The following is a 23,421-nucleotide window of genomic DNA, read 5'->3' on the forward strand; positions in this document are numbered from 1 at the left end:
CATTAATGCGCACGCTATGCGCATGATTGTACGTTGTCAACGCGTACCGACGATCTCCAGCCGCGTCTGGCCCTGGAAGATCCCGCTCGGGCCGAAGCGGCGTTCGTGGATGAAGCCGCTGCCCTGGTGATCCACCGCGACGATCGTGCTGGCGCGGGTGCCGTAGCTGGGTCCGGTGATGAAGGCGGCCGAGAGCAGGCGTTCGGTGGGCAGGTCCACGCCGGTGTGGGGCAGGGCGGCGTCGGGCGCGACAGCCGGGTTGCCCAGGGCGGTCCACAGCGGTTGCAGGTCCTCGCTGCCTGCAGCGCACCAATCGCGCAAGGCCGCAGTCAATGCAGCGGTCTTGGGCCAGTGCGCATCCAGCGGGCCGTTGGACATGCCGTGGATGCCAGGCGCCAGCGTGCGTGCCAGTGGCGGATGGTTGCTGAGGTGTTCGCAGCGCTCGGCGTCGCACAGCAATAGATTGAAGGGCGGGAACTCGTGCGCGGCCGCGGCCAGGTCGCTGGCGTAGGCGGCCGCGTCCAGGCTGCCGGCCAGGTAATCGGCAATCAGGTGCCCGCGCGAGCGGCCGGACGCAGTGGCGAGCGGGTCGCGCACATTGGTCACCACCGCGGCGCGTCCGCCGCCACCCAGGCCCACCCAGCTGCCGCCGGAACGCAGGTCGCGGCCCGCCAGCACGCCGTCGGCGGGGGCTGGCCAGCGCGCCAGGGCGGCGGTCGGGCGGTCGTGGAATTCATCGCGGTTGCCGGCCAGCAGCAGGCGCCAGCGCGGGTGGGTTTTCCAGGCAAGAGCAACCAGGCACATGCCGCCGATTGTCGCCTGTTTGCGCAGTCACGATGTGCAGCTGGCGCAGTGTGAAGTGAGACTGCGGTCGGGTTTACATGGCCTTCACGCCCCTGAATTTTCGTTCAATCTCAAAATCTGAGATGAAACAGCAACTTGTGGATAACCTTTGAACAAGTCTCTAAAGAGTGCTGCAACTCATTGATGCGACTGGCGATTTAGGACCTCCAAAGTTGTTGACAACCTTTGACGCGCTGCTAAGGTGGGCATCGGAGGGAAAACCAGGTGTTTTGTGGTTTTTCGTGGTTCAATGATCCCCCAGCGGGTATTCGAGGTTGTATTCGGTGTTTCAGGGCGAGACTGCCATCACGGTGGACGACAAGGGGCGCATGGCGGTGCCAACCGCGTATCGCGACCTGGTCACGCGCGTGAGCGGCAATCGCCTGGTACTCACCTACAACCCGTTCGAGGCCGGATGCCTGTGGCTGTATGCGGAAAAGGAGTGGGAGCGGGTGCGTGACGATGTGATGTCCAAACCCAATACCCAGCGCGTGGTCCGCACGCTGCAGCAGAAGCTGGTGGGTTCTTCCGCGGTGCTGGAGCTGGACGCCAATGGCCGTCTGAGCATCCCGGCCAGCCACCGCAACGCGGTCGGCATCGAGAAGAAGGCCGTGCTGCTGGGCATGGGCGACAAATTCGAACTCTGGAGCGAGCAGGCACATCGCGCACTGATCCAGCAGACATTGTCTGACGGGGATCTGGGCGATGAATTGCTCGATCTCAGGTTGTGAGCCGGGGTGCCCGGATGCGCGGTGAAGCGCAGCCCGGTCACCCGGTGTCGCAGCCACCGGCGGCCCATGTGCCGGTGCTGTACACGCAGGTTCTGGACGGCCTGCAGGTGATCGAAAACGGAACCTATCTCGATGGCACCTTCGGGCGTGGCGGACACGCCCGTGGCGTGCTGCAACACCTTGGCCCGGGAGGTCGACTGCTGGTGATGGACAAGGACCCCGACGCGATTGCCGTGGCCGAACAGGCGTTCGGTGGCGATGCGCGCGTGTCCATCCATCGCGGCAGCTTTGCCGGCCTCGGCCAGGTGGTCGCTGCGGCAAGCGTCGACGGCATCCTGCTGGATCTGGGCGTGTCCTCGCCGCAGCTGGACGTGGCCGGGCGCGGTTTCAGTTTCGGCAAGGACGGCCCGCTGGACATGCGCATGGACCCGGACGCCGGCCAGAGCGCGGCCGAGTGGCTGGCGCAGGCCAGCGAGCGCGAGATCGCCGACGTGTTGTGGACCTATGGCGAAGAGCGCCAGAGCCGCCGCATCGCGCGCGCCATCGTGGCGCGTCGCGCCGAACAGCCGCTGCTGCGCACCGCGCAACTGGCCGAGCTGATCGCCTCGGTGATGCCGCGCGGCGACAGCAAGACTCATCCGGCCACGCGCAGCTTCCAGGCGATCCGCATCTACATCAACCGCGAGCTGGACGATCTGGAAGCCGGCCTGGATGCCGCCCTGGGCGCGCTCAAGCCCGGCGGCCGCCTGGCGGTGATCAGCTTCCACTCGCTGGAGGACCGCATCGTCAAGCAGTTCATGGCCCGCTACGCCAAGGCCCCGCCGAGCAACCGCCGCCTGCCCGAAGCCCAGCCCTTCGTGCCGACGCTGCAGCTGATCAGCGGCGCCATCAAGGCCGACGACGCCGAACTGAGCGTCAACCCGCGCGCCCGCAGCGCGGTATTGCGGGTGGCCGAGAAGCTGGGATTCGGGAGTAGGGATTCGGGATTGGAAAAGCGCTCTGAGCGAATCTCGAATCCCGAATTCCCAATCCCGGCGTCTCAAGGAGACGCCCAATGAGCCGCCTGCTGCTGATCGTGCTGCTGGCCTGCAGCATCGCCTCGGCGATCGGGGTGGTGTACATGCGCCACATGCATCGCAAGCTGTTCGTGCAGTTGTCCAAGCTCGAACACACGCGCGATGAATTGAATATCGAATTCGGCCGGCTGCAACTGGAGCAGGCCACCTGGGCGGAAAGCAACCGCGTGGATCAGGTCGCGCGTGCGCGCATCGGGATGAAGTTCCCGGAGACCAACGACATCGTGGTGGTGCGCCCATGACGATGCCGCAGCACAGCCGTTTTGCACGGCGCAGCCGCCCGCAGGGTGGCGCACTGGCTGGTGCACACGGAGGTGCGCCATGAAAGCCGGCCGCAACCGCGCGCGCAGCAACTTCAACCTGCGTGGCCGCCTGACGCTGGTCGGCATCGCGCTGGGCCTGTGCTCGGTGACGCTGATCGGCCGCGCGGCGTTCGTGCAGCTGGTCAACCGCGATTTCTACCAGCGCCAGGGCGAGGCGCGCTACCTGCGCGAGCTGCCGATCGCCACCTCGCGCGGCATGATCACCGACCGCAACGGCGAGCCGCTGGCGGTGTCCACGCCGGTGGAATCGATCTGGGTCAATCCGCAGGAACTGTTGCGCAACCCGGACCGCATTCCCGAGCTGGCCAAGGCGCTCGGCCAGCCGCTGGACGAGTTGAACGCCAAGCTGGCGCAGAAGGCCGGCAAGGAATTCATGTACCTGCAGCGCCGGATCAACCCGGACAAGGCGCATGCGATTGTCGACCTGAAGATTCCCGGCGTGTTCTCGCAGCGCGAGTTCCGGCGCTTCTATCCGCAAGGCGAGGCGATGGCCCACGTGCTGGGCTTCACCAATATCGACGACCGCGGCCAGGAAGGGCTGGAGCTGGCCTTCGACGAATGGCTGCGCGGCAAGCCGGGCTCCAAGAAGGTGGTGCGCGATGCGCGCGGCGCGATCGTGGAGAGCGTGGACCTGGTGCGTCCGGCGCAGCCGGGCAAGGACCTGACGCTGAGCATCGATCGCCGCATCCAGTTCCTGGCCTACAAGGAGCTGCGCAACGCGCTGGTCGAAAACAACGCTGCCGGCGGCTCGATGGTGGTGATGGACGTGGCCACCGGCGAAGTGCTGGCGATGGTCAACCTGCCGACCTACAACCCCAACGCGGTCACCGGCATCAACCCGTCGGCGCGGCGCAACCGTGCGGTCACCGATCTGGTCGAGCCGGGCTCGACGATGAAGCCGCTGACCGTGGCCACCGCGTTGACCGCCGGCGTGGTGACCAAGGACACCGTCATCGACACCAACCCCGGCTACATGTCGGTGGGGCGCTTCACCATCCGCGATGTGCCGCGCAACAACGGCGTGCTCAACGTCACCGGCGTGATCACGCGCAGCTCCAATATCGGCGCGGCCAAGATCGCGGCCAAGGTGCCGGACCAGACCTTCTATCAGTCGATCCGCAACTTCGGTTACGGCGCTGCGCCGCATAGCGGGTTTCCCGGCGAATCGGCCGGTGTGGTGCTGCAGCCGGCGCGCTGGAGCGGCCCGTCCAAGACCACGATGTCCTACGGCTACGGCCTGTCGGTGACGCCGCTGCAGATCGCGCAGGCGTACGCCACGCTGGGCAATGGCGGCAAGCTGACCCCGCCGACCTTCGTGCGCGGCCAGCACAACGAAACCCGCCAGGTGGTCACCCCCGAGGTGGCGCGCCAGGTCATCGACATGATGGAAACCGTGGTCACCCAGGGCGGCGCCAAGGGCGCGGCGATCCTGGGCTACCACGTGGCCGGCAAGACCGGTACCGCGCGCAAGAACGGCGCCAACGGATACGAGCGCGGGCATTACAACGCGCTGTTCGCCGGCCTGGTGCCGGCCACGCGTCCGCGCTTTGCCACCGTCATCGTGATCAACGATCCGCAGGGCAAGGTGTATTACGGCGGCCTGGTGTCGGCGCCGGTGTTCCATCGGGTGATGGAAGGCGCGCTGCGGCTGATGGACGTGCCGCCGGACGACATCCAGTCGTGGCTGGCCGCGCAGGCCGCCGGCAAGACCGGGCAGCCGGTGGTCAAGCCGCAGCCGGCCGACCTGGACCCGGCATTGGTGCCGGATCCGGTGGACGAAGTGTCGGCCGGCATCCCGACCGCGATCGCGCCGCTGCCTGCGCCTGCACAGCCCGCACCGTTGCAGGAGAGCCGCCAGTGAGCCGCGCCATGCCGCTGTCGCAGCTGTTGCCGGACGTGCCGCTTGCGCACGACGTGCAGGTGTCGGGCCTGGTGATGGACAGCCGTGTGGTGCGTGCAGGCGATGCCTTCGTGGCGATCGCCGGTTTCGGCGCGCACGGCCTGGGCTTTGTCGACCAGGCGCGCGCCAATGGCGCGGTGGCGGTGTTGTTCGAGCCGCCGGCGCCGGCCGATCTGCCGGTACCGGTCGATGCGATCGCCGTGCCCGGTCTGCGTGCGCGCCTGGGCGCGATGGCCGATCAGTTCCACGGCCAGCCCTCGCAGGCGATGCGCATGGTCGGCGTCACCGGCACCAACGGCAAGACCTCGACGGTGCAATTGCTGGCACAGGCCCTGACGCTGCTCGGCACGCCCGCCGGCACGCTCGGTACCCTGGGTGTGGGCCTGTACGGCAGCGCGGTGCCGACCGGTTTCACCACGCCGCTGGTGCTGCAAACGCATGCCTTGCTGGCGCAGTTGCGCGACGCGGGCGCGCAGGCCGTGGCGATGGAAGTCAGCTCGCATGCGCTGGACCAGGGCCGCGTGGATGCGGTGCATTTCGACGTGGCGGTGTTCACCAATCTCACCCGCGACCATCTCGATTACCACGGCGACATGGCGCAGTACGGCGCGGCCAAGGCCAGGCTGTTCGCGCGCGCCGGATTGAAAACCGCCGTGGTCAACCTGGACGATGACTTCGGCCGCACGCTGCTGGCCTCGCTCGACCCCGCGCTGCGCGCGATCGGCGTGAGTTCGCGTGCGCAGGCCCAGGCAAGCGTGCGTGCACAGGCGCTGCAGCTGGATCACAACGGGATCAATTTCGCGCTGCATGTCGACGGTCACGTGCATCCGGTGCACTCGCCGCTGCTGGGCCGTTTCAACGTGGACAACCTGCTGGCCGTGGCCGGCGCGTTGTCTGCGCTGGAGATCGCGCCGGCACGGATCGCCGAGGTGCTCGGCCAGCTGCAGCCGATCCATGGCCGCATGAACCGCCTCGGTGGCGCGCATGGCGCACCGCTGGTGGTGGTCGATTACGCCCATACGCCCGACGCGCTGCAACAGGCACTGGCCAGCCTGCGCGCGCATGCGCAGGACCGGCTGATCTGCGTGTTCGGCTGCGGTGGCGAGCGCGATACCGGCAAGCGCCCGCAGATGGCGGCCATTGCCGAGGTCAACGCCGACGTGGCGATCGTCACCGACGACAACCCGCGGGGCGAAGACGGCGATGTGATCGTGGCCGACATCCTGCGCGGCTTCGCGCGTCCGGATGCGGCGATCGTGCAGCGCGACCGCGCCGCGGCGATCCATCAGGCCATCGGCATGGCCGGTGCCTCCGACATCGTGCTGATCGCCGGCAAGGGCCACGAGCCATATCAGGAAGTGGCCGGTGTGCGGCATGCCTTCGACGACGCCATCGTGGCGGCGCAGGCCTTGTTGCCGCGGACCGGGCTGGGAGTGCGCGCATGAAGCTCACTCCATTGTCGTTGATCGCCCACTGGGCCGGTGGCGAGCTGCATGGCGACGACGCCATGATCGACACCGTCGGCAACGACACCCGCACGCTGGCCAACGGCAGCCTGTATGTGGCGCTGCGCGGCGAGCGTTTCGACGGCCACGACTTTGCCGCAGACGCGGTCGCGCAGGGCGCCAGCGGTTTGCTGGTCGATCGCCTGCTGCCGGCGCTGAGCGTGCCGCAGGTGCTGGTGGGCAATACCGAACTGGCGTTGGCGCGCATCGCCGCCGGCATGCAGCGCGACCGGGCCACGCGGGTGATCGCCTTGACCGGTTCCAACGGCAAGACCAGCGTCAAGGCGCTGCTGCTGGCCATCCTCAGCGAGGCTGGGCGTGTCGACGGCACCACCGTCTACGCCACGCCGGGCAACCGCAACAACGAAATCGGCCTGCCGCTGGCGGTGATCGCCGCCCCGGACGATGCGGATCTGGCGATCTACGAAATGGGCGCCGGCAAGCCGGGCGATATCGCCTATCTCACCGAGATCGCGCAGCCGCACGTGGCCCTGGTCAACAACATCGCCCCCGCGCATCTGGAACGCCTGGGCAGCCTGCTCGGCGTCGCCCGCACCAAGGGCGCCATCTACGCCGCCTTGCCGTCCGATGGCGTGGCGGTGATCAATGCCGACGATGCCTTCGGTGCCTGGTTCGCGCAGCAACTGCAGGCGCAGCCGGTGCAGGGCCGCCGCGTGTTGCGTTACGGCCTGCAGGCCAGTGCCGAGATCACCGCGCATGGCCTGCGGCTGCAGGCGGGCGGCGCGCAGTTCACCCTGGTGACCCCGCAAGGCCAGGCGCAGATTGCGCTGCCGTTGCCGGGCCGCCACAACGTGCTCAATGCGCTGGCGGCGGCCGGCCTGGCGTTGGGCGCGGGCATCGCCTTGCCGGTCATCGCCGCCGGCCTGGCGCAGGCGCGCCCGGTGGCCGGTCGCCAGATCACCCACACCCTGCCCGGTGGCGCGGTGTTGATCGACGACAGCTACAACGCCAATCCCGGTTCGCTGGACGCCGCCATCGACGCCCTGGCCGCGGCAGCTGGCGAAGGCTGGCTGGTGCTCGGCGACATGCGTGAACTGGGCGCGGAAGGCGCGGCCCTGCATGCCGCCGCCGGACGTCGCGCGCGCGCGGCCAAGCTGCAGCGCCTGTACGCACTGGGCGAGCTGAGTGCCGCCGCCGCGCAGGCGTTCGGCGAGGGCGGCCGCGTGTTCGCCACCCATGCCGCCTTGATCGCGGCCTTGCAGGCGGATCTGGCGCAGCTCGCCGTTTCGCCGCCTCAAACGCAGGAATCTTCTTCGATGTACGAACACACCGGTGCGGCGGCGCAGACTGCCGCCACCACGGCGCACACCCCGCCCACGCTGCTGGTGAAAGGCTCCCGTGGCAGCGCCATGGACCGCATCGTCGCCGCGCTGCTGGCACCGGCGGAGGACGCATCCCATGCTGCTTGAGCTGGCGCGTTGGCTGCAGCAACTGGAGAGCCTGTTCGGGCTGTTCAACTACCTGACCTTCCGCGGCATCCTGGCGGCGCTGACCGCGCTGTTCCTGTCGTTGTGGATGGGCCCGGCGGTGATCCGCAAGCTGGCCCAGTTCAAGGGTGGCCAGCCGATCCGCCAGGACGGCCCGCAGACGCATTTCTCCAAGGCCGGCACGCCGACCATGGGCGGCTCGCTGATCCTGCTGACGGTGACCTTGTCGGTGCTGCTGTGGGGCGACCTGCGCAACCGCTACGTGTGGCTGGTGCTGGCGGTGATGCTCTGTTTCGGTGCGATCGGCTGGTACGACGACTGGATCAAGATCGTACGCCGCGATCCCAACGGCCTGAAGTCGCGCTGGAAGTACCTGCTGCAGTCGATCTTCGGCCTGGCCGCAGGCTTGTTCCTGTACTACACCGCCGACGTGCCGGCCGCGATCACCTTCTACATCCCGATGTTCAAGTCGATTGCGCTGCCGTTGGCGGGCGTGAGCTTCGTGGTGATCGCCTACTTCTGGATCGTCGGCTTCTCCAATGCGGTGAACCTCACCGACGGCCTGGACGGCCTGGCGATCATGCCGACCGTGCTGGTGGCCTGCGCGCTGGGCGTGTTCGCCTACGCCTCGGGCAACGTGGTGTTTGCCGAATACCTGAAAATCCCGCTGATTCCCGGGGCCGGCGAGCTGATCATCATCTGCTCGGCGATCGCCGGCGCAGGCCTGGGCTTTCTGTGGTTCAACACCTATCCTGCCATGGTGTTCATGGGCGACATCGGCGCGCTGTCGCTGGGCGCGGTGCTCGGCACCATTGCGGTGATCGTGCGCCAGGAACTGGTGCTGGTGATCATGGGCGGGGTGTTCGTGATCGAGACGCTGTCGGTGATGATCCAGGTCGCCAGCTTCAAGCTGACCGGCAAGCGCGTGTTCCGCATGGCGCCAATCCATCACCACTTCGAACTCAAGGGCTGGCCGGAGCCGCGCGTGATCGTGCGCTTCTGGATCATTTCGGTGGTGCTGGTGCTGATCGGCCTTGCCACGTTGAAGGTGCGCTGATGAACGACATGTCCCGCCAGGCCACGCGACTGGACGCCATCGGCGGCCGCTACGACCCGTGGCTGCTCGGGGCCGCGGCCACGCTCGCCTCGCTGGGCGTGGTGATGGTGGCGTCCAGCTCGATCGAGCTGTCCGACAATCCGTTCTATTACCTGACCCGCCACCTGCTGTTCCTGGGCATCGGCGTGGGCCTGGCGTTCTGGGCGATGCGTACCGAGCTCAAGACCATCGAGCAGTACAACCAGGTGCTGTTGCTGGCCTGCTTCGGCCTGCTGATGGTGGTGTTCGTGCCCGGCCTGGGCAGCAGCGTCAACGGCGCCAAACGCTGGATCAACCTGGGCGTGTCGAAGTTCCAGACCGTCGAAGCGGTCAAGGTGCTCTACATCGTGTGGCTGTCCAGCTATCTGGTGCGCTTTCGCGACGAGGTCAACGCGACCTGGCCGGCGATGCTCAAGCCCTTGGGCGTGGCGATCGCCCTGGTCGGCCTGCTGCTGATGCAGCCGGACTTCGGTTCGTCCACGCTGCTGCTGGCGATCACCGCCGGCATGCTGGTGCTGGGCGGGGTGAACCTGCCGCGCATGTCGATGCCGATCGTGTTCGGCCTGCCGGTGTTTGCCTTCATCGCAATCCTGGAACCATACCGCCTGCGCCGCATCACCTCGTTCCTGGACCCGTGGGCCGACCAGCTCGGCTCCGGCTACCAGCTGTCCAATGCCTTGATGGCGGTGGGCCGCGGCCAGTGGACCGGCGTGGGCCTGGGTGCCTCGGTGCAGAAGCTCAACTACCTGCCCGAAGCGCATACCGATTTCATCTTCTCGGTCATTGCCGAGGAACTCGGCTTTGTCGGCGTGTGCGGGGTGATCGCGCTGTACGCGCTGCTGGTCGGCCGCGCGTTCTGGCTGGGCATGCGCTGCGTGGAAATGAAGCGTCACTTCTCCGGCTACATCGCCTTCGGCATCGGCTTGTGGATCAGCCTGCAGAGCTTCGTCTCGGTGGGCGTGAACCTGGGCATCCTGCCGACCAAGGGCCTGACCCTGCCGCTGATTTCCTCCGGCGGTTCGTCGGTGCTGATGACCTGCGTGGCGATGGGCCTGCTGCTGCGCGTGTCCTACGAGATGGATCGTGCCGAGCGCCTGCGCAGCAAGTTGTCGCCGCAGGGTGCGGGCGCGCCATCGGCCGAGCCGGCCGAACCGGTGGTCGAATCGGTCGCGCCGGCCTATGCGCCGGCGCCCAAACCGCAGCGCGAGCCGGTTGCCGCCGCACATGCCGCTGCACCAGTTACTGCAGCATCGGCGACGTCTGCACCTGCGTCGGCGTTCCTGCGTGGCACCAGCCGCATGCAGCAGCGCGTGGAACCGACCTTCGGGAGGATCGCATGAGCGCTCATGCGGATTCCTCGCAAACGCCGGCACATCATGCCGGGATCCAACCGGTGATGATTCTCGCTGGAGGCACCGGCGGGCACATCTTCCCCGGTCTGGCCGTGGCCAGGGTGCTGCGCGCGCGTGGCGTGCCGGTGACCTGGCTGGGTGCCGACGGCGCGATGGAAACCCGGCTGGTGCCGCAGCACGACATCCAGCTCGACACGCTGGCCATCAGCGGCCTGCGCGGCAAGGGCCTGGTGAAACTGCTGGGTGCACCGGTGCGGGTGATGCGCGCAGTGCGCGCCGCCGGCTTCGTGCTGCGCAAGCGCCAGCCGCGCGCGGTGATCAGTTTCGGCGGCTTCGCGGCCGGGCCGGGTGGCCTGGCCGCGCGGCTGCTCGGCGTGCCGCTGCTGGTGCACGAACAGAACCGCGCGCCCGGCATGACCAACAAGGTGCTGTCGCGGTTTGCGCGTCGCGTGCTGACCGGTTTCCCGGGCAGCTTCGCCGGCGAGGAGGCGGTGGGCAATCCGGTGCGCGCGGAAATCGCCGCGCTTCCCGCGCCGGCCACGCGCCTGGTCGGCCGTGGCGGTGCGGTGCGTGTGCTGGTGCTCGGTGGCAGCCAGGGCGCGCGCGCATTGAATCAGGCCGTGCCGGCCGCACTGGCCGCGCTCGGCCACCCGGATGTGGACGTGCGCCACCAGTGCGGCGAAAAGCTGCGCGCCGAAGCCGAGGCCGCTTACGCGCAGGCGGGCGTCAACGCCAGCGTCGAACCGTTCATCGCCGACATGGCCGCCGCTTATGCCTGGGCCGACCTGGTCGTGTGCCGCGCCGGCGCTTCGACGCTGGCCGAACTGTGCGCCGCCGGCATCGGCAGTGTGCTGGTGCCCTTCGCCGCCGCGGTCGATGACCACCAGACCCGCAATGCCGACTACCTGGTCGGCGCCGACGCCGCCGTGCTGCTCAAGCAGGACGACACCCTGGCCGTGCGCCTGCAGCAGGTCTTGCAGACCCTGCTCGCCGACCCCGCACGCCGCCTGTCGATGGCCCAGGCCGCCCGCACCCTGGCCAAACCGGATGCCGCCGAACGCATCGCCGACATCATTCTGCAGGAAGCCGGGAGTGGGGATGGCCGGCCTCCGGCCGTCAAAGAGCGAGCGGGATTGGGGATTTGTAAAGAGCAACAGCACAAGCAGGAAAGCATGCAGAAATCCGTTAATGGTCAATTTTCGGCGCGATCGATCGCCGCCGTTGCCAATCTCCAATCCCTAATCTCCAATCCCGGCACCTCCGCCGGAGGTGCCCAGTGATCCGCCGTCTGCAGGACAGCGGCGACCTGGTGCGTGCATTCCCGCGCGTGCATTTTGTCGGCATCGGCGGCACCGGCATGAGCGGCATTGCCGAAGTGATGCTGACGCTGGGCTACGAAGTCTCCGGTTCGGACAACTCCGATAACGTGGCGACACGGCGGCTGGCCAAGCTGGGTGCGCGGGTGATGCGCGGGCATTCGGCGGCCAACGTGCTTGGCACCGATTGCGTGGTGGTGTCCAGCGCGATCCGCGAGGACAATCCCGAGCTGATGGAGGCGCGCAGCCAGCGCATTCCGATCATGCCGCGTGCGGCGATGCTGGCCGAGCTGATGCGCTTCCGTCGCGGCATCGCGGTGGCCGGCACGCATGGCAAGACCACCACCACCAGCCTGGCGGCGGCCGTGCTGAGCGAAGGCGGGCTGGATCCGACCTTCGTCATCGGCGGGCAGTTGCTGGCCGCCGGTGCCAACGCCAAGCTCGGCGGCGGCCAATGGCTGGTGGCCGAGGCCGACGAAAGCGATGGCAGCTTCCTGCGCCTGAATCCGCTGATGGCGGTGATCACCAACATCGATGCCGATCACCTGGAAAACTACGGCAACGATTTCGCACGCATCCAGGCCGCATTCGCCGAGTTCCTGCAGCGCCTGCCGTTCTACGGGCTGGCGTTGCTGTGCATCGACGACCCGGAAGTGGCCGCGCTGGCCGGCAAGACGCCGCGCCACGTGATGAGCTACGGCATGAGCGAGAACGCCGACGTGCGCGCCGAAGACGTGGTGCAGGATGGCCCGCGCATGCGCTTCACGCTGCGTCTGCCCGAAGGCACCACCACGCCGGTGACGCTGGCATTGCCGGGCCGTCACAACGTGCTCAACGCACTGGCCGCTGCCGCGATCGGCTGGCAGCTGGGCGTGGCACCGGAGACCATTGCGCGCGCGCTGGAAAACTTCGCCGGCATCGGCCGCCGCTTCAACGACCTGGGCGAAGTCACCACCAGCACCGGTGCGCGCGTGCGCGTGGTCGACGATTACGGCCACCATCCGCGCGAGCTGGAAGCGGTGTTCGCCGCCGCCCGCGGTGGCTGGCCGGACAAGCGCCTGGTGGTGGCGTTCCAGCCGCATCGCTACAGCCGTACCCGCGATCAGTTCGACGCCTTTGCTGCAGTGCTGAGCACTGTCGATGCGCTGGTATTGAGCGAGGTCTATCCGGCCGGTGAAGCACCGATTCCGGGTGCCGATGCACGTGCACTGGCGCGCGCGATCCGAGCACGCGGCCGCAGCGAACCGGTGGTGGTCGGGCAGATTTCCGGACTGGCCGAAGTGCTGCCGGACGTGCTGCAGGACGGCGACCTGCTGCTGATGATGGGCGCCGGCGATATCGGTTATGTCGCCCAGCACATCATCAACAACGGTTTCACCGGAGCGAGCGCATGAGCGCGGTGATTGCCAACGCACGCAGCAGCGATCCGGCCGCGTTCGGCCGCGTCGCCGTGCTGCTCGGCGGTACCTCGTCCGAGCGCGAGGTGTCGTTGAATTCCGGCAGCAACGTGCTCGACGCACTGCGCGCGCGCGGTGTCGACGCGCAGCCGGTCGATGGCATTCCGGCCCTGGCGCAGGCGCTGGTCGAAAAACGCTTCGATCGCGTCTTCAATGTGCTGCACGGCCACAACGGCGGCGGCGAAGACGGCATCGTGCAAGGCCTGATGGAAGCCTTCAAGGTGCCGTACACCGGCTCCAACGTGCTGGGTTCGGCGTTGAGCATGGACAAGATCCGCACCAAGCAGGTGTGGCTGTCGCTGGGCCTGTCCACGCCGCGCTATGCGCGCCTGGCCGCCGGTGCCAGCGCCGACGACATCCATGCGGCCGCACGGCAGATCGGCCTGCCGGTGATCGTCAAGCCGGCCAACGAAGGTTCCAGCGTCGGCATCAGCCGCGTGTTCGACCAGGCCCAGCTTGAAGAAGCGGTGGTGCTGGCGGCGCGCTACGACGGCGCGCTGCTGATGGAGCAGCTGATCGAAGGCGATGAGCTCACCGTGGCCGTGCTCGGCGAGGTCGCGTTGCCGTCGATCCGCATCGTGCCCAAGGGCCAGTGGTACGACTACACCGCCAAGTACCTGGCCGACGACACCCAGTACCTGTGCCCGGGCCTGGACGGCGATGCCGAGACACAGATCCGCCAGCTCGCGCTCGATGCCTTCCGCGCCGCCGGCGCCCGCGGCTGGGGCCGCGTGGACGTGATGCGCGACCGCGCCAGCGGCCAGCTGTATCTGCTGGAAGTCAACACCGCCCCGGGCATGACCAGCCATTCGCTGGTGCCCAAGGCCGCGCGCCAGCTCGGCATCGATTTCGAAGAACTGGTCTGGCGCGTGCTGGAGCAGACGCTGTGAGGCCGGGATCGGGGATTCGGGATTCGGGATTGGCATACGGCGACGCCGCGCGCGCCGTTGCCGTTGCTGTGGCCAATTCCCAATCCCCAATCTCCAATCCCGCGAGCGCAGCTCGCGCCGTTGCGAATCCCCAATCCCCAATGCCGAATCCCGTATGCGGAGCACACCAATGAACGCCACCCTGCGCATCCTGGCGTGGTTGCTCGCGGTGGCGCTGGTCGCGTTGCCGGTGGTGGCCGTGCTCAATGGCTGGGTCGGCGCCGAGCGCTGGCCGTTGGCGCGGCTGCGGGTGTCGGGCGACTTCAAGCGGGTGCCGGCCGAGCAGTTGCGTGCGGTGGTGTTGCCGTATGCACACGCGGGCTTTTTCGCGGTGAAGTTGCAGGACGCGCAGGACGCCATTGCGCGCCTGCCATGGGTGGAAAGTGCGCAGGTGCGCAAGCGTTGGCCGGACGTGCTGGAAGTGCACGTCACCGAGCACAAGCCGTTCGCGCGCTGGGGCACCGACCGCATGTTGTCCGAGCAGGGTCGGCTGTTCCGCACCCCGCCGTTGTTGAAGGATTTCAAGCTGCCGCAACTCGGTGGCCCGGACAGCAAGACCCAGGACGTGGTGGCGCTCTACAACGAGGCGCGTGCGCTGTTCGCGCCGACCGGGCTGGATGTGGAACGCCTGGAAATGGACGCACGCGGCAGCTGGTCGCTGGGCCTGAGCAACGGCGTGCAGATCGTGATCGGCCGCGACGATGCCCGCGCCCGCCTGCAACGCTTCGCCCGCGTGCTGCCGCAACTGGCCGACCCGCAACGCCCGATCGCCCGCGCCGACCTGCGCTACACCAACGGCTTCACGGTCCAACGGAATATGGAAAACGCGGCGCCCGAGACCAAGAAAAAACCTCCGCCGGCCACGCCCGCCGCACACCACACGGTCGTCCTGGAACTGCCTCGCAGCCGCGCACCGTTTTTCTCCAATCCCGAATCCCAAATCCCGAATCCCGGCTTTAAGACATGAACCGCAAAGGCGACAAATCCCTCATCGTTGGACTGGACATCGGCACCTCCAAGGTCGTCGCGCTGGTCGGCGAGTACTCGCCCGGCAATCCGATCGAAGTGATCGGCATCGGTTCGCATGAATCGCGCGGCCTCAAGCGCGGCGTGGTGGTGGACATCGAATCCACCGTGCAGTCGATCCAGCGCGCGGTGGAAGAGGCCGAGCTGATGGCCGGCTGCGAGATCCGCTCGGTGTACGCGTCCATTTCCGGCAACCACGTGCAGTGCAAGAACTCGCCCGGCATCGTGCCGATCCGCGACGGCGAAGTGACCTGGAGCGATCTGGAGCGCGTGCTGGATGCGGCCAAGGCCGTGGCCATTCCCGCCGACCAGCGCATCCTGCATGCGATCCCGCGCGAGTACGTGCTGGACGATTCGCAGGAAGGCATCCGCAATCCGGTCGGCATGACCGGCGTGCGCCTGGAGGTGCACGCGCACCTGGTGGTATGCGCGCAGTCGGCCGCGGCCAACATCACCAAGTGCGTGCAGAAGTGCGGCCTGCAGGTGGACGACCTGGTGCTGTCGTCGCTGGCGTCCAGCGTGGCGGTATTGACCGCCGACGAGCGCGAACTGGGCGTGGTGCTGGTGGATATCGGCGCCGGCACCACCGACCTGGCGGTCTACGTGCAGGGCGCGATCTGCCACACCGCCTCGCTGCCGATCGCCGGCGACCACGTCACCAACGACATCGCGCACATGCTGCGCACGCCGACGCCGGAAGCCGAGCAGATCAAGGTGCGCTACGCCTGCGCGCTGGCGCAGCTGGCTACCGCCGAGGAAAGCATCCAGGTGCCGTCGGTGGGTGATCGCCCGCCGCGGCGCATGCCGCGGCATGCGCTGGCGCAGGCCGTGCAGGGCCGTTACGAGGAAATCTTCGAGATGGTGCAGGCCGAATTGCGCCGTTCCGGTTTCGAGGAAATGGTGCGCGCCGGCATGGTGCTCACCGGTGGCGCCTCGAAGATGGAAGGCGTGGTCGAACTGGCCGAAGAGATGTTGCAGATGCCGGTGCGCGTGGGCATTCCCCAGCACGTCACCGGCCTGGGCGAAGTCGTCGGCAACCCGGTGCACGCCTCCGGCGTGGGCCTGTTGCTGATGGGCAGCCAGATCGAACACCCGCGCCGCCCGTCGATCCCGACCGGACGCGCGGGCAGCTTGTTCAAGAAATTGAAGAACTGGTATCGCGGCGAATTCTGAGGAGCCAGGATTCGGGATTCGGGATTTGGGATTGGCAAGAGCGAAGGAAAAGCAGGGCGGCGGCGAAGATAAGTGGAGAGCGGCAAGCGGGTAGGCGGTAAACTTTTTTGCAGGCATTGCGTCGAGGAGTAGGTGCGGTGAGTCGTAGAGCGCAACAGCGCATCCATGACCCAGGCACACGAATCCCGACTTTCAAACAACAACACTCGCCGTGATGCGGAGTGGGCAGGGACCCTCGCTTTTGCGACTCCCCAATCCCTACTCCCCAATCCCGGCTCAAGAGGACACTGACATGGCACATTTCGAACTGATTGAAAAAATGGCTCCCAACGCGGTCATCAAGGTCGTTGGCGTGGGCGGCGGCGGCGGTAACGCGGTCGCGCACATGGTCAACACCAATGTCGATGGCGTGGAGTTCATCACCGCCAACACCGACTCGCAGGCGATCAAGAACTGCGGCGCCAAGCTGCAGCTGCAGCTCGGCACCAATGTCACCAAGGGCCTGGGCGCCGGCGCCAATCCGGAAGTGGGCCGCCAGGCCGCGCTGGAAGATCGCGAGCGCATCATGGACGCGCTGCAGGGCGCGGACATGGTGTTCATCACCGCCGGCATGGGCGGCGGCACCGGCACCGGCGCGGCGCCAGTCGTTGCACAGCTGGCCAAGGAAATGGGCATCCTGACCGTGGCCGTGGTCACCAAGCCGTTCCCGTTCGAAGGCCGTCGCCGCATGCAGGTCGCGCTCAAGGGCATCGAGGAACTGAGCCAGCATTGCGACTCGCTGATCACCATCCCCAATGAAAAGCTGATCACCGTGCTCGGCCGCAACGCCACCATGATCCAGGCCTTCCGCGCTGCCAACGACGTGCTGCAGGGCGCCGTGCAGGGCATCGCCGACCTGATCGTGCGTCCGGGCCTGATCAACGTCGACTTCGCCGACGTGCGCACCGTGATGTCGGAAATGGGCCTGGCCATGATGGGCACCGGGTCGGCACGCGGCGACGATCGTGCGCAGGCCGCTGCCGAAGCCGCCATCCAGAACCCGCTGCTGGACGACGTCAACCTGGCCGGTGCCAACGGCATCCTGGTCAACATCACTGCCGGCCCGGACTTCACCATGTCCGAGTTCGACGAAATCGGCCGCACCATCGAGGCGTTCGCCTCGGAAGATGCCACCGTGGTCGTCGGCACCGTGCTTGACCCGGACATGCAGGACGAAGTGCGCGTCACCGTGGTGGCCACTGGCCTGAACCGTGCGGTTGCCCGCCAGACCCAGCGTCCGGACCAGCGCGCGCCGATCAAGTTGGTGCGCAACGCCACCACCGGCCAGCCGGAGTTCGGCGATTTCGACACCAGCGGCGGCGATGCGGTGTCCAAGGCCGTCGGCGGCAGCATGGGCCTGGGCCTGCGTCGTCCGAGCAGCGACTCGGTCGGCAGCAGCAGCGGTAGCAACAACGGCGGCGGTTCCGCTGCGCCGGCTGCAGACCTGCCCAACGACTACCTGGATATCCCGGCGTTCCTGCGCCGCCAGGCCGACTGAGGAGCGTCGGCCGCGTCGCCACGGTGGCGCGGTCCGTCCCGCCCCGGGGTTCGCCCCGGGATGCTGTGCCATGTCCTTTCTGCCGGATCGGCCACGATCCGGCAGCTTTTGCAGTGGCGTGACCCGGGGATTACAGTTCCCGTCACGCGCGACTTGTTAAAATTCGGATAATCTCCACGGATTAGACAGCCGGTTCAGCGTCTGTCTGCATTGTTCATCCAGACTTCGCATATGACCCAGCAACGCACTCTCAAGAACACCATTCGCGCCACCGGCGTCGGCCTGCACAGTGGCGACAAGGTGTACATGACGCTACGACCGGCCCCGGTCGATCATGGCGTGGTGTTCCGGCGTGTGGACCTGGAGCCGATCGTCGAAGTCCCCGCCGATGCCGAGCTGGTCACCGAGACCACGCTGTGTACCGGCCTGACCTGCAATGGCGCCAAGATCCAGACCGTCGAGCACCTGATGTCGGCGCTGGCCGGCCTGGGTGTGGACAACGTCATCGTCGAACTGTCCTCGGCCGAGTTGCCGATCATGGACGGCTCGTCCGGCCCGTTCGTGTTCCTGCTGCAGTCGGCAGGCATCGTCGAGCAGAACAAGGCCAAGCGCTTCATCCGCATCAAGCAGACGGTGGAAGTGCGCGAGGGCGACAAGGTTGCGCGCTTCGAGCCGTACGACGGCTACAAGCTTGGCTTCACCATCGAATTCAATCACCCGATGATCCCGGCCAAGCAGTCGCGCCAGGAAATCGAGTTCTCCACCTCGGCCTACGTCAAGGAAATCTCGCGCGCCCGCACCTTCGGTTTCATGCGTGATCTCGAGTACATGCGCGAGCGCAATCTGGGCCTGGGCGGGTCGATGGACAATGCCATCGTGCTGGACGAGTTCCGCGTGCTCAACGAGGACGGCCTGCGCTACACCAACGAATTCGTGCGGCACAAGATCCTCGACGCCATCGGCGACCTGTATCTGGCCGGCGGCGCCATCCTGGGCGCCTACGAAGGCTTCAAATCCGGCCACGCGCTCAACAACAAGCTGGTGCGCGCGCTGCTGGCGGATCAGGCCGCCTGGGAATGGGTCAGCTTTCCCGAGGGCAGCGTGCAGCCACCGGTCACCTACGCCAGCCCTGTCTACGCTTGATGTCAGGGAATGCCGTAATCGGCATTCAAAGTGTGAGCTGCATCGGATTTGCGGCCCGTTCTTAACTTTTATTTAAGACTTCTCTAACTCCTGCGTGGCCCAGGCCCGCTAGGATGCGTCGGGTCGTGCGCGGCCTTCGCGATGCTTTCACGCCGCGATGGCCGCTGCGTAACAGACGGCTGCGACCTCACCGCTTGGTGGGTGGAACGTCGTGCAGGGAGGCCAGCGCATCGCGCAGACCTCGGTGCGTGGCCTCCGACACAGGACGTGGACGCTCGCGATTTTGCTGCAGCGGGGAATGCAGCGGGGTGGTGGTGGTCTTGATGGTCACTGCAGTGGCCTTCAGTCCGATGGATCGGGCGGCATCCAGTAATTGGGTCTCGGCAAGCCGCAACTTGGCGTGCCAGACAGGTGAATCAACCAGAAAAACCAGCTGTTCGTCTCTGACATTGGCCAGCCGGCAACGGGTGGCCAGATGAGGCGGTAACAGGGGGCGCAACTGCCGGTCCAGCGCATCGAGCCACAACGCTCGGCGCAAGGGGTCGCCAGCCTTTTCACCCAGCGCGGCCTCGATGGCCGGTTGTGGAGCGGAAGGGTTGCGTGCGTTGGACTTGGGCTTGGACATGACACTCATATGGCGTTGAAGAAAGTCGTAATCAAATCTCGCGAAACCCGGGCGCAACGGTTGGCCCGGCAGTTCCAGGGCTTCGCTGCGGATCGACCGATGGTAGTCCTCGGCGCCGTGCTTGGGTTGGGCATGTTGATCGGCGTCGGCGCCAGCACCGCCACCGGCATGGTGAGCAATTCCGCACTGCAGGCCAAGGTTGCCCGGCAGCAGGTCGAGCTGGCCCAGGCGCAGCGGGCCTCGCAGGCGCAGGTCAACGCACTGGCCGCGCGCATGGGCGAGCTGCAGGCGCAGGCTACCCGTCTCAACGCACTGGGCGAGCGGCTGACCGAAATGGGCAAGCTGAAGGACGGCGAGTTCGACTTCGACGCGCCGGTCGGCGTCGGTGGCGGCGACGAGCCGGTCAGCGACATGCCGGTCGAGTCGCTCAAGCAGACGCTGGGGCAGGTCGAACAGCAGTTCTCCGCCTCCGGCCAGCAACTGAACGTGCTGGCCGCGCTGATGTTCGATCATCAGCTCGAACAGAATTCGGTGCCCTCGCGGATGCCGATCCGCAACACCTACATCACCTCCGGCTTCGGCGGCCGCGCCGATCCGTTCGACGGCGGCTCGGCCTTCCACAAGGGGGTGGACTTCCACGCCAACGTGGGCGACCCGGTGATGTCGGTCGCCGACGGCGTGGTCAGCTATGCCGGCGTGCGCGGCGGCTACGGCAACGTGGTCGAAGTGGACCACGGCAACGGCTATGTGACCCGCTACGCGCACAATTCGCGCCTGGTGGTGAAGGTGGGCGATCTGGTCCGCGCCGGCCAGCAGGTGGCCCGGGCCGGCTCCAGCGGCCGCTCCACCGGCGCGCACGTGCATTTCGAGGTGTGGGCGGACGGGCGGGTGGTCAATCCACGCAAGTTCCTCGGCGATACCAACACGCCGGTGGGCCGCCGCGGGCGCGGTTGACGACGGCGCGGGTGGTGCTTGATTCGTGAAGGCCCGCCCCAAGCTACAATAGGGTGTTGCCATCGACAGGGCGCAGTGCGCCCTGTTTCGTTTACGGCTGCCGGGTCCTGGGGACCGGCGTCGGTCAAACCGTTCCTTTTCAACCGGTTTCTTCAATGATCAACAGTCTGCTTACCCGTGTCTTTGGCAGTCGTAACGAACGCCAGCTGCGCCAGCTCAACCGCCTCGTCGCCCAGATCAATGCGCTGGAGCCGACGATCGAGAAGCTCTCCGACGCCGAGCTGCAAGCCAAGACCCCGGAGTTCAAGCAGCGGCTTGCCGCCGGCGAGTCCCTGGACAAGATCCTTCCCGAAGCCTTTGCGGTGTGCCGCGAGGCCAGCCGCCGCGTGCTCGGCATGCGCCACTACGACGTGCAGCTGATCGGCGGCATGGTGCTGCACCTGGGCAAGATCGCCGAGATGCGCACCGGCGAAGGCAAGACCCTGGTTGCCACGCTGCCGGTATACCTCAACGCGCTGCAGGGCGAGGGCGTGCATGTGGTCACGGTCAACGACTACCTGGCCCGCCGCGACGCCGCGCAGATGGGCAAGCTGTACAACTGGCTGGGCCTGAGCGTGGGCGTGGTGTATCCGGGCATGCCGCACAGCGACAAGCGCGAGGCCTATGGCAGCGACATCACCTACGGCACCAACAACGAGTTCGGTTTCGACTACCTGCGCGACAACATGGCGCTGTCCAGGGCCGACCGCTACCAGCGCAACCTGCATTACGCGATCGTCGACGAAGTCGACTCGATCCTGATCGACGAGGCGCGTACCCCGCTGATCATCTCCGGCCCGGCCGACGAATCACCGGAGCTGTACATCCGCGTCAACCGCATCGTGCCGCAGCTGACCCGACAGGAAAGCGAAGACGGCGAGGGCGACTTCTGGATCGACGAGAAGGGCAAGCAGGTGCATCTGTCCGAGGCGGGCATGGGCCACGCCGAGGAACTGCTGATGCAGGCCGGCATTCTCGAAAATGCCGAAGACGGCCTGTACGCCGCGCAGAACCTGAGCGTGGTGCATCACCTCAACGCCGCGCTGCGCGCGCACGCGATCTACCAGCGCGACGTGGACTACATCGTGCGCGATGGCGAAGTGGTGATCGTCGATGAATTCACCGGTCGCACGTTGAGCGGGCGGCGCTGGTCCGACGGCCTGCACCAGGCGGTCGAGGCCAAGGAAGGCGTGCCGGTGCAGCGCGAGAACCAGACGCTGGCCAGCATCACCTTCCAGAACCTGTTCCGCATGTACAAGAAGCTGTCCGGCATGACCGGTACGGCCGATACCGAAGCCTATGAATTCCAGAGCATCTACGGCCTGGAAGTGGTGGTGATCCCGACCAACCGCCCGACCGTGCGCAAGGACCATCCGGACCAGGTGTTCCTCAACCGCAAGGGCAAGTTCAACGCGGTGCTGGCCGATATCGAAGACTGCGCCAAGCGCGGCCAGCCGGTGCTGGTGGGGACCACCTCGATCGAGACCTCGGAGATGCTGTCCGAGCACCTGCGCAAGGCCGGGGTCAAGCACGAAGTGCTCAACGCCAAGCAGCACGAGCGCGAAGCCACCATCGTGGCCAACGCCGGCCAGCCGGGTGCGGTGACCATCGCCACCAACATGGCCGGTCGCGGTACCGACATCGTGCTGGGCGGTTCGCTGGAAACCGAACTGCATGGCCTGGGCGAGGACATCAGCGACGAGCAGCGCCTTGCGGCCAAGGCCGAATGGCAGCGTCGCCACGACGCGGTCAAGGCGGCCGGCGGCCTGCACATCATCGGCACCGAGCGGCATGAATCGCGGCGTATCGACAACCAGCTGCGCGGCCGTGCCGGTCGTCAGGGCGACCCGGGTTCCTCGCGCTTCTACCTGTCGCTGGAAGACAACCTGATGCGCATCTTTGCCTCGGACTGGGTCCAGAAGGCGATGCGCATGATGGGCATGAAGGAAGACGACGTCATCGAGGATCGCCTGGTCAGCCGGCAGATCGAAAAGGCGCAGCGCAAGGTGGAAGCGCACAACTTCGACATCCGCAAGAACCTGCTGGATTTCGACGACGTCAACAACGATCAGCGCAAGGTGATCTACGCCCAGCGCGACGAACTGCTGGATGCCGAATCGGTCAAGGACAACGTCGACGGCATTCGTGGCGATGTGATCTACGACCTGGTCGCCCGCTTCGTGCCGCCCAATTCGGTCGACGAGCAGTGGGACCTGAAGGGGCTGGAAGCCACGCTGGAATCGGAACTGGGCATGCCGCTGGCGTTGAGCGAGATGGCACGCACGCAGGAAGAACTGGACGCCGAGCAGATCGCGGCCAAGGTGCAGGCGGCGGTGGATGCGCACTTTGCCGAGAAGGAAGTGGCGGTGGGCAACGACACCATGCGTGCGCTGGAGAAGCACGTGATGCTGACCGTGCTGGACCAGGGCTGGAAGGAGCATCTGGCCAAGATGGATTACCTGCGCCAGGGCATCTATCTGCGCGGGTATGCGCAGAAGCAGCCCAAGCAGGAATACAAGAAGGAAGCCTTCGAGCTGTTTTCCGAGATGCTGGAGAACGTCAAGCGCGAAGTGATCAACCTGCTGGCGCGCGTGCGCATCCGCAGCGAGGAGGAAGTGGCCGAGCTGGAAGAGCAGGAACGTCTGCAGGCGCAGGCGCGGCTGATGGCCTCGCAGTTCCAGCATCAGGACGCCGGCGGCTACGGTGCCGACGAGGAAGTGGAACAGATGCAGGGCGGCAATGCCCCGGTGCCGGTGTCGCAGGTGACCCGCGACGAACCCAAGGTGGGCCGTAACGATCCATGCCCCTGCGGCAGTGGCAAGAAGTACAAGCATTGCCACGGTCAGCTCAGCTGAGCTGAGTTGAATTGCGTTGATTCAAAGCCCCGCCTTGTGCGGGGTTTTTTGTTGCTGTCCCTTCGCGTTGCAGCACTTGGGTGTCAGCGAATA

General features: G+C 66.8%; 19 protein-coding genes. 17 read left to right on the forward strand and 2 right to left on the reverse strand.

Annotation, left to right across the window (positions count from 1 at the left end; translation table 11 throughout):
* Window positions 1-36 precede the first annotated feature (36 nt).
* The gene (locus C0541_RS02465; protein ID WP_115045523.1) at window positions 37-804 is read right to left on the reverse strand and encodes an NRDE family protein; all 768 of its coding nucleotides are present in this window, start codon (window positions 802-804) and stop codon (window positions 37-39) included.
* A 314-nt stretch (window positions 805-1,118) separates the two neighbouring features.
* Between C0541_RS02465 and mraZ the strand changes: the two genes are divergently transcribed.
* From mraZ to lpxC, 15 genes are all read left to right on the forward strand, one after another.
* Window positions 1,119-1,574, forward strand: a complete 456-nt coding sequence (mraZ, locus tag C0541_RS02470) for a division/cell wall cluster transcriptional repressor MraZ (RefSeq protein WP_016903087.1) — start codon at window positions 1,119-1,121, stop codon at window positions 1,572-1,574.
* Between the two features lie 14 nt (window positions 1,575-1,588).
* On the forward strand, window positions 1,589-2,632 hold the full coding sequence (gene rsmH / locus C0541_RS02475; protein ID WP_161959844.1) for a 16S rRNA (cytosine(1402)-N(4))-methyltransferase RsmH: 1,044 nt from the start codon (window positions 1,589-1,591) through the stop codon (window positions 2,630-2,632).
* Window positions 2,629-2,892: a cell division protein FtsL gene (gene ftsL / locus C0541_RS02480; RefSeq protein WP_005991913.1), complete on the forward strand. Its 264-nt coding sequence runs from the start codon at window positions 2,629-2,631 to the stop codon at window positions 2,890-2,892. Before rsmH ends, ftsL begins: the two co-directional genes overlap by 4 nt.
* 79 nt (window positions 2,893-2,971) lie before the next feature.
* Entirely contained in the window at window positions 2,972-4,834 is a 1,863-nt protein-coding gene (locus C0541_RS02485; RefSeq protein WP_115045524.1) for a peptidoglycan D,D-transpeptidase FtsI family protein, read from the forward strand.
* Window positions 4,835-4,842: 8 nt separating this feature from the next.
* On the forward strand, window positions 4,843-6,318 hold the full coding sequence (locus C0541_RS02490; protein ID WP_193725849.1) for a UDP-N-acetylmuramoyl-L-alanyl-D-glutamate--2,6-diaminopimelate ligase: 1,476 nt from the start codon (window positions 4,843-4,845) through the stop codon (window positions 6,316-6,318).
* Window positions 6,315-7,808, forward strand: coding sequence for a UDP-N-acetylmuramoyl-tripeptide--D-alanyl-D-alanine ligase (locus C0541_RS02495; RefSeq protein ID WP_115045526.1), 1,494 nt, complete (start codon window positions 6,315-6,317; stop codon window positions 7,806-7,808). Before C0541_RS02490 ends, C0541_RS02495 begins: the two co-directional genes overlap by 4 nt.
* The gene (gene mraY, locus C0541_RS02500) at window positions 7,798-8,883 is read left to right on the forward strand and encodes a phospho-N-acetylmuramoyl-pentapeptide-transferase (RefSeq protein WP_115045527.1); all 1,086 of its coding nucleotides are present in this window, start codon (window positions 7,798-7,800) and stop codon (window positions 8,881-8,883) included. The genes C0541_RS02495 and mraY overlap by 11 nt, the downstream gene beginning before the upstream one ends.
* The gene (gene ftsW / locus C0541_RS02505; protein WP_115045528.1) at window positions 8,883-10,262 is read left to right on the forward strand and encodes a putative lipid II flippase FtsW; all 1,380 of its coding nucleotides are present in this window, start codon (window positions 8,883-8,885) and stop codon (window positions 10,260-10,262) included. Before mraY ends, ftsW begins: the two co-directional genes overlap by 1 nt.
* Window positions 10,259-11,554 carry an undecaprenyldiphospho-muramoylpentapeptide beta-N-acetylglucosaminyltransferase gene (gene murG, locus C0541_RS02510; protein WP_115045529.1) on the forward strand — a complete coding sequence of 432 codons (1,296 nt, stop codon included), beginning with the start codon at window positions 10,259-10,261 and terminating at the stop codon, window positions 11,552-11,554. Before ftsW ends, murG begins: the two co-directional genes overlap by 4 nt.
* Entirely contained in the window at window positions 11,551-12,984 is a 1,434-nt protein-coding gene (gene murC, locus C0541_RS02515) for a UDP-N-acetylmuramate--L-alanine ligase (RefSeq protein WP_115045530.1), read from the forward strand. Before murG ends, murC begins: the two co-directional genes overlap by 4 nt.
* Window positions 12,981-13,937 (forward strand): D-alanine--D-alanine ligase, encoded by a 957-nt coding sequence (locus tag C0541_RS02520; RefSeq protein ID WP_115045531.1) that lies wholly within the window; start codon window positions 12,981-12,983, stop codon window positions 13,935-13,937. Before murC ends, C0541_RS02520 begins: the two co-directional genes overlap by 4 nt.
* Window positions 13,938-14,106: 169 nt before the next feature.
* Entirely contained in the window at window positions 14,107-14,943 is an 837-nt protein-coding gene (locus C0541_RS02525; protein ID WP_115045532.1) for a cell division protein FtsQ/DivIB, read from the forward strand.
* Window positions 14,940-16,175, forward strand: coding sequence for a cell division protein FtsA (ftsA, locus tag C0541_RS02530; protein WP_003485272.1), 1,236 nt, complete (start codon window positions 14,940-14,942; stop codon window positions 16,173-16,175). The genes C0541_RS02525 and ftsA overlap by 4 nt, the downstream gene beginning before the upstream one ends.
* Window positions 16,176-16,467: 292 nt before the next feature.
* The gene (ftsZ, locus tag C0541_RS02535; protein WP_115045533.1) at window positions 16,468-17,712 is read left to right on the forward strand and encodes a cell division protein FtsZ; all 1,245 of its coding nucleotides are present in this window, start codon (window positions 16,468-16,470) and stop codon (window positions 17,710-17,712) included.
* 231 nt (window positions 17,713-17,943) lie between these two features.
* Entirely contained in the window at window positions 17,944-18,855 is a 912-nt protein-coding gene (gene lpxC / locus C0541_RS02540; RefSeq protein ID WP_115045534.1) for a UDP-3-O-acyl-N-acetylglucosamine deacetylase, read from the forward strand.
* A gap of 187 nt (window positions 18,856-19,042) precedes the next feature.
* Here lpxC and C0541_RS02545 read toward each other — a convergent pair whose 3' ends face one another.
* Window positions 19,043-19,489 carry a DUF721 domain-containing protein gene (locus C0541_RS02545; protein WP_115045535.1) on the reverse strand — a complete coding sequence of 149 codons (447 nt, stop codon included), beginning with the start codon at window positions 19,487-19,489 and terminating at the stop codon, window positions 19,043-19,045.
* On the opposite strand from C0541_RS02545, the gene C0541_RS02550 reads away from it, so the two are divergent.
* Both C0541_RS02550 and secA read left to right on the forward strand, forming a co-directional pair.
* Window positions 19,490-20,434: a M23 family metallopeptidase gene (locus C0541_RS02550; protein ID WP_115045536.1), complete on the forward strand. Its 945-nt coding sequence runs from the start codon at window positions 19,490-19,492 to the stop codon at window positions 20,432-20,434.
* Window positions 20,435-20,589: 155 nt separating this feature from the next.
* A complete protein-coding gene (secA, locus tag C0541_RS02555; protein ID WP_115045537.1) occupies window positions 20,590-23,328 on the forward strand; it encodes a preprotein translocase subunit SecA in 2,739 nt (912 codons plus the stop codon).
* Window positions 23,329-23,421 lie beyond the last annotated feature (93 nt).

Source organism: Xanthomonas arboricola (assembly GCF_003353015.1).
Lineage (GTDB): Bacteria > Pseudomonadota > Gammaproteobacteria > Xanthomonadales > Xanthomonadaceae > Xanthomonas > Xanthomonas arboricola_E.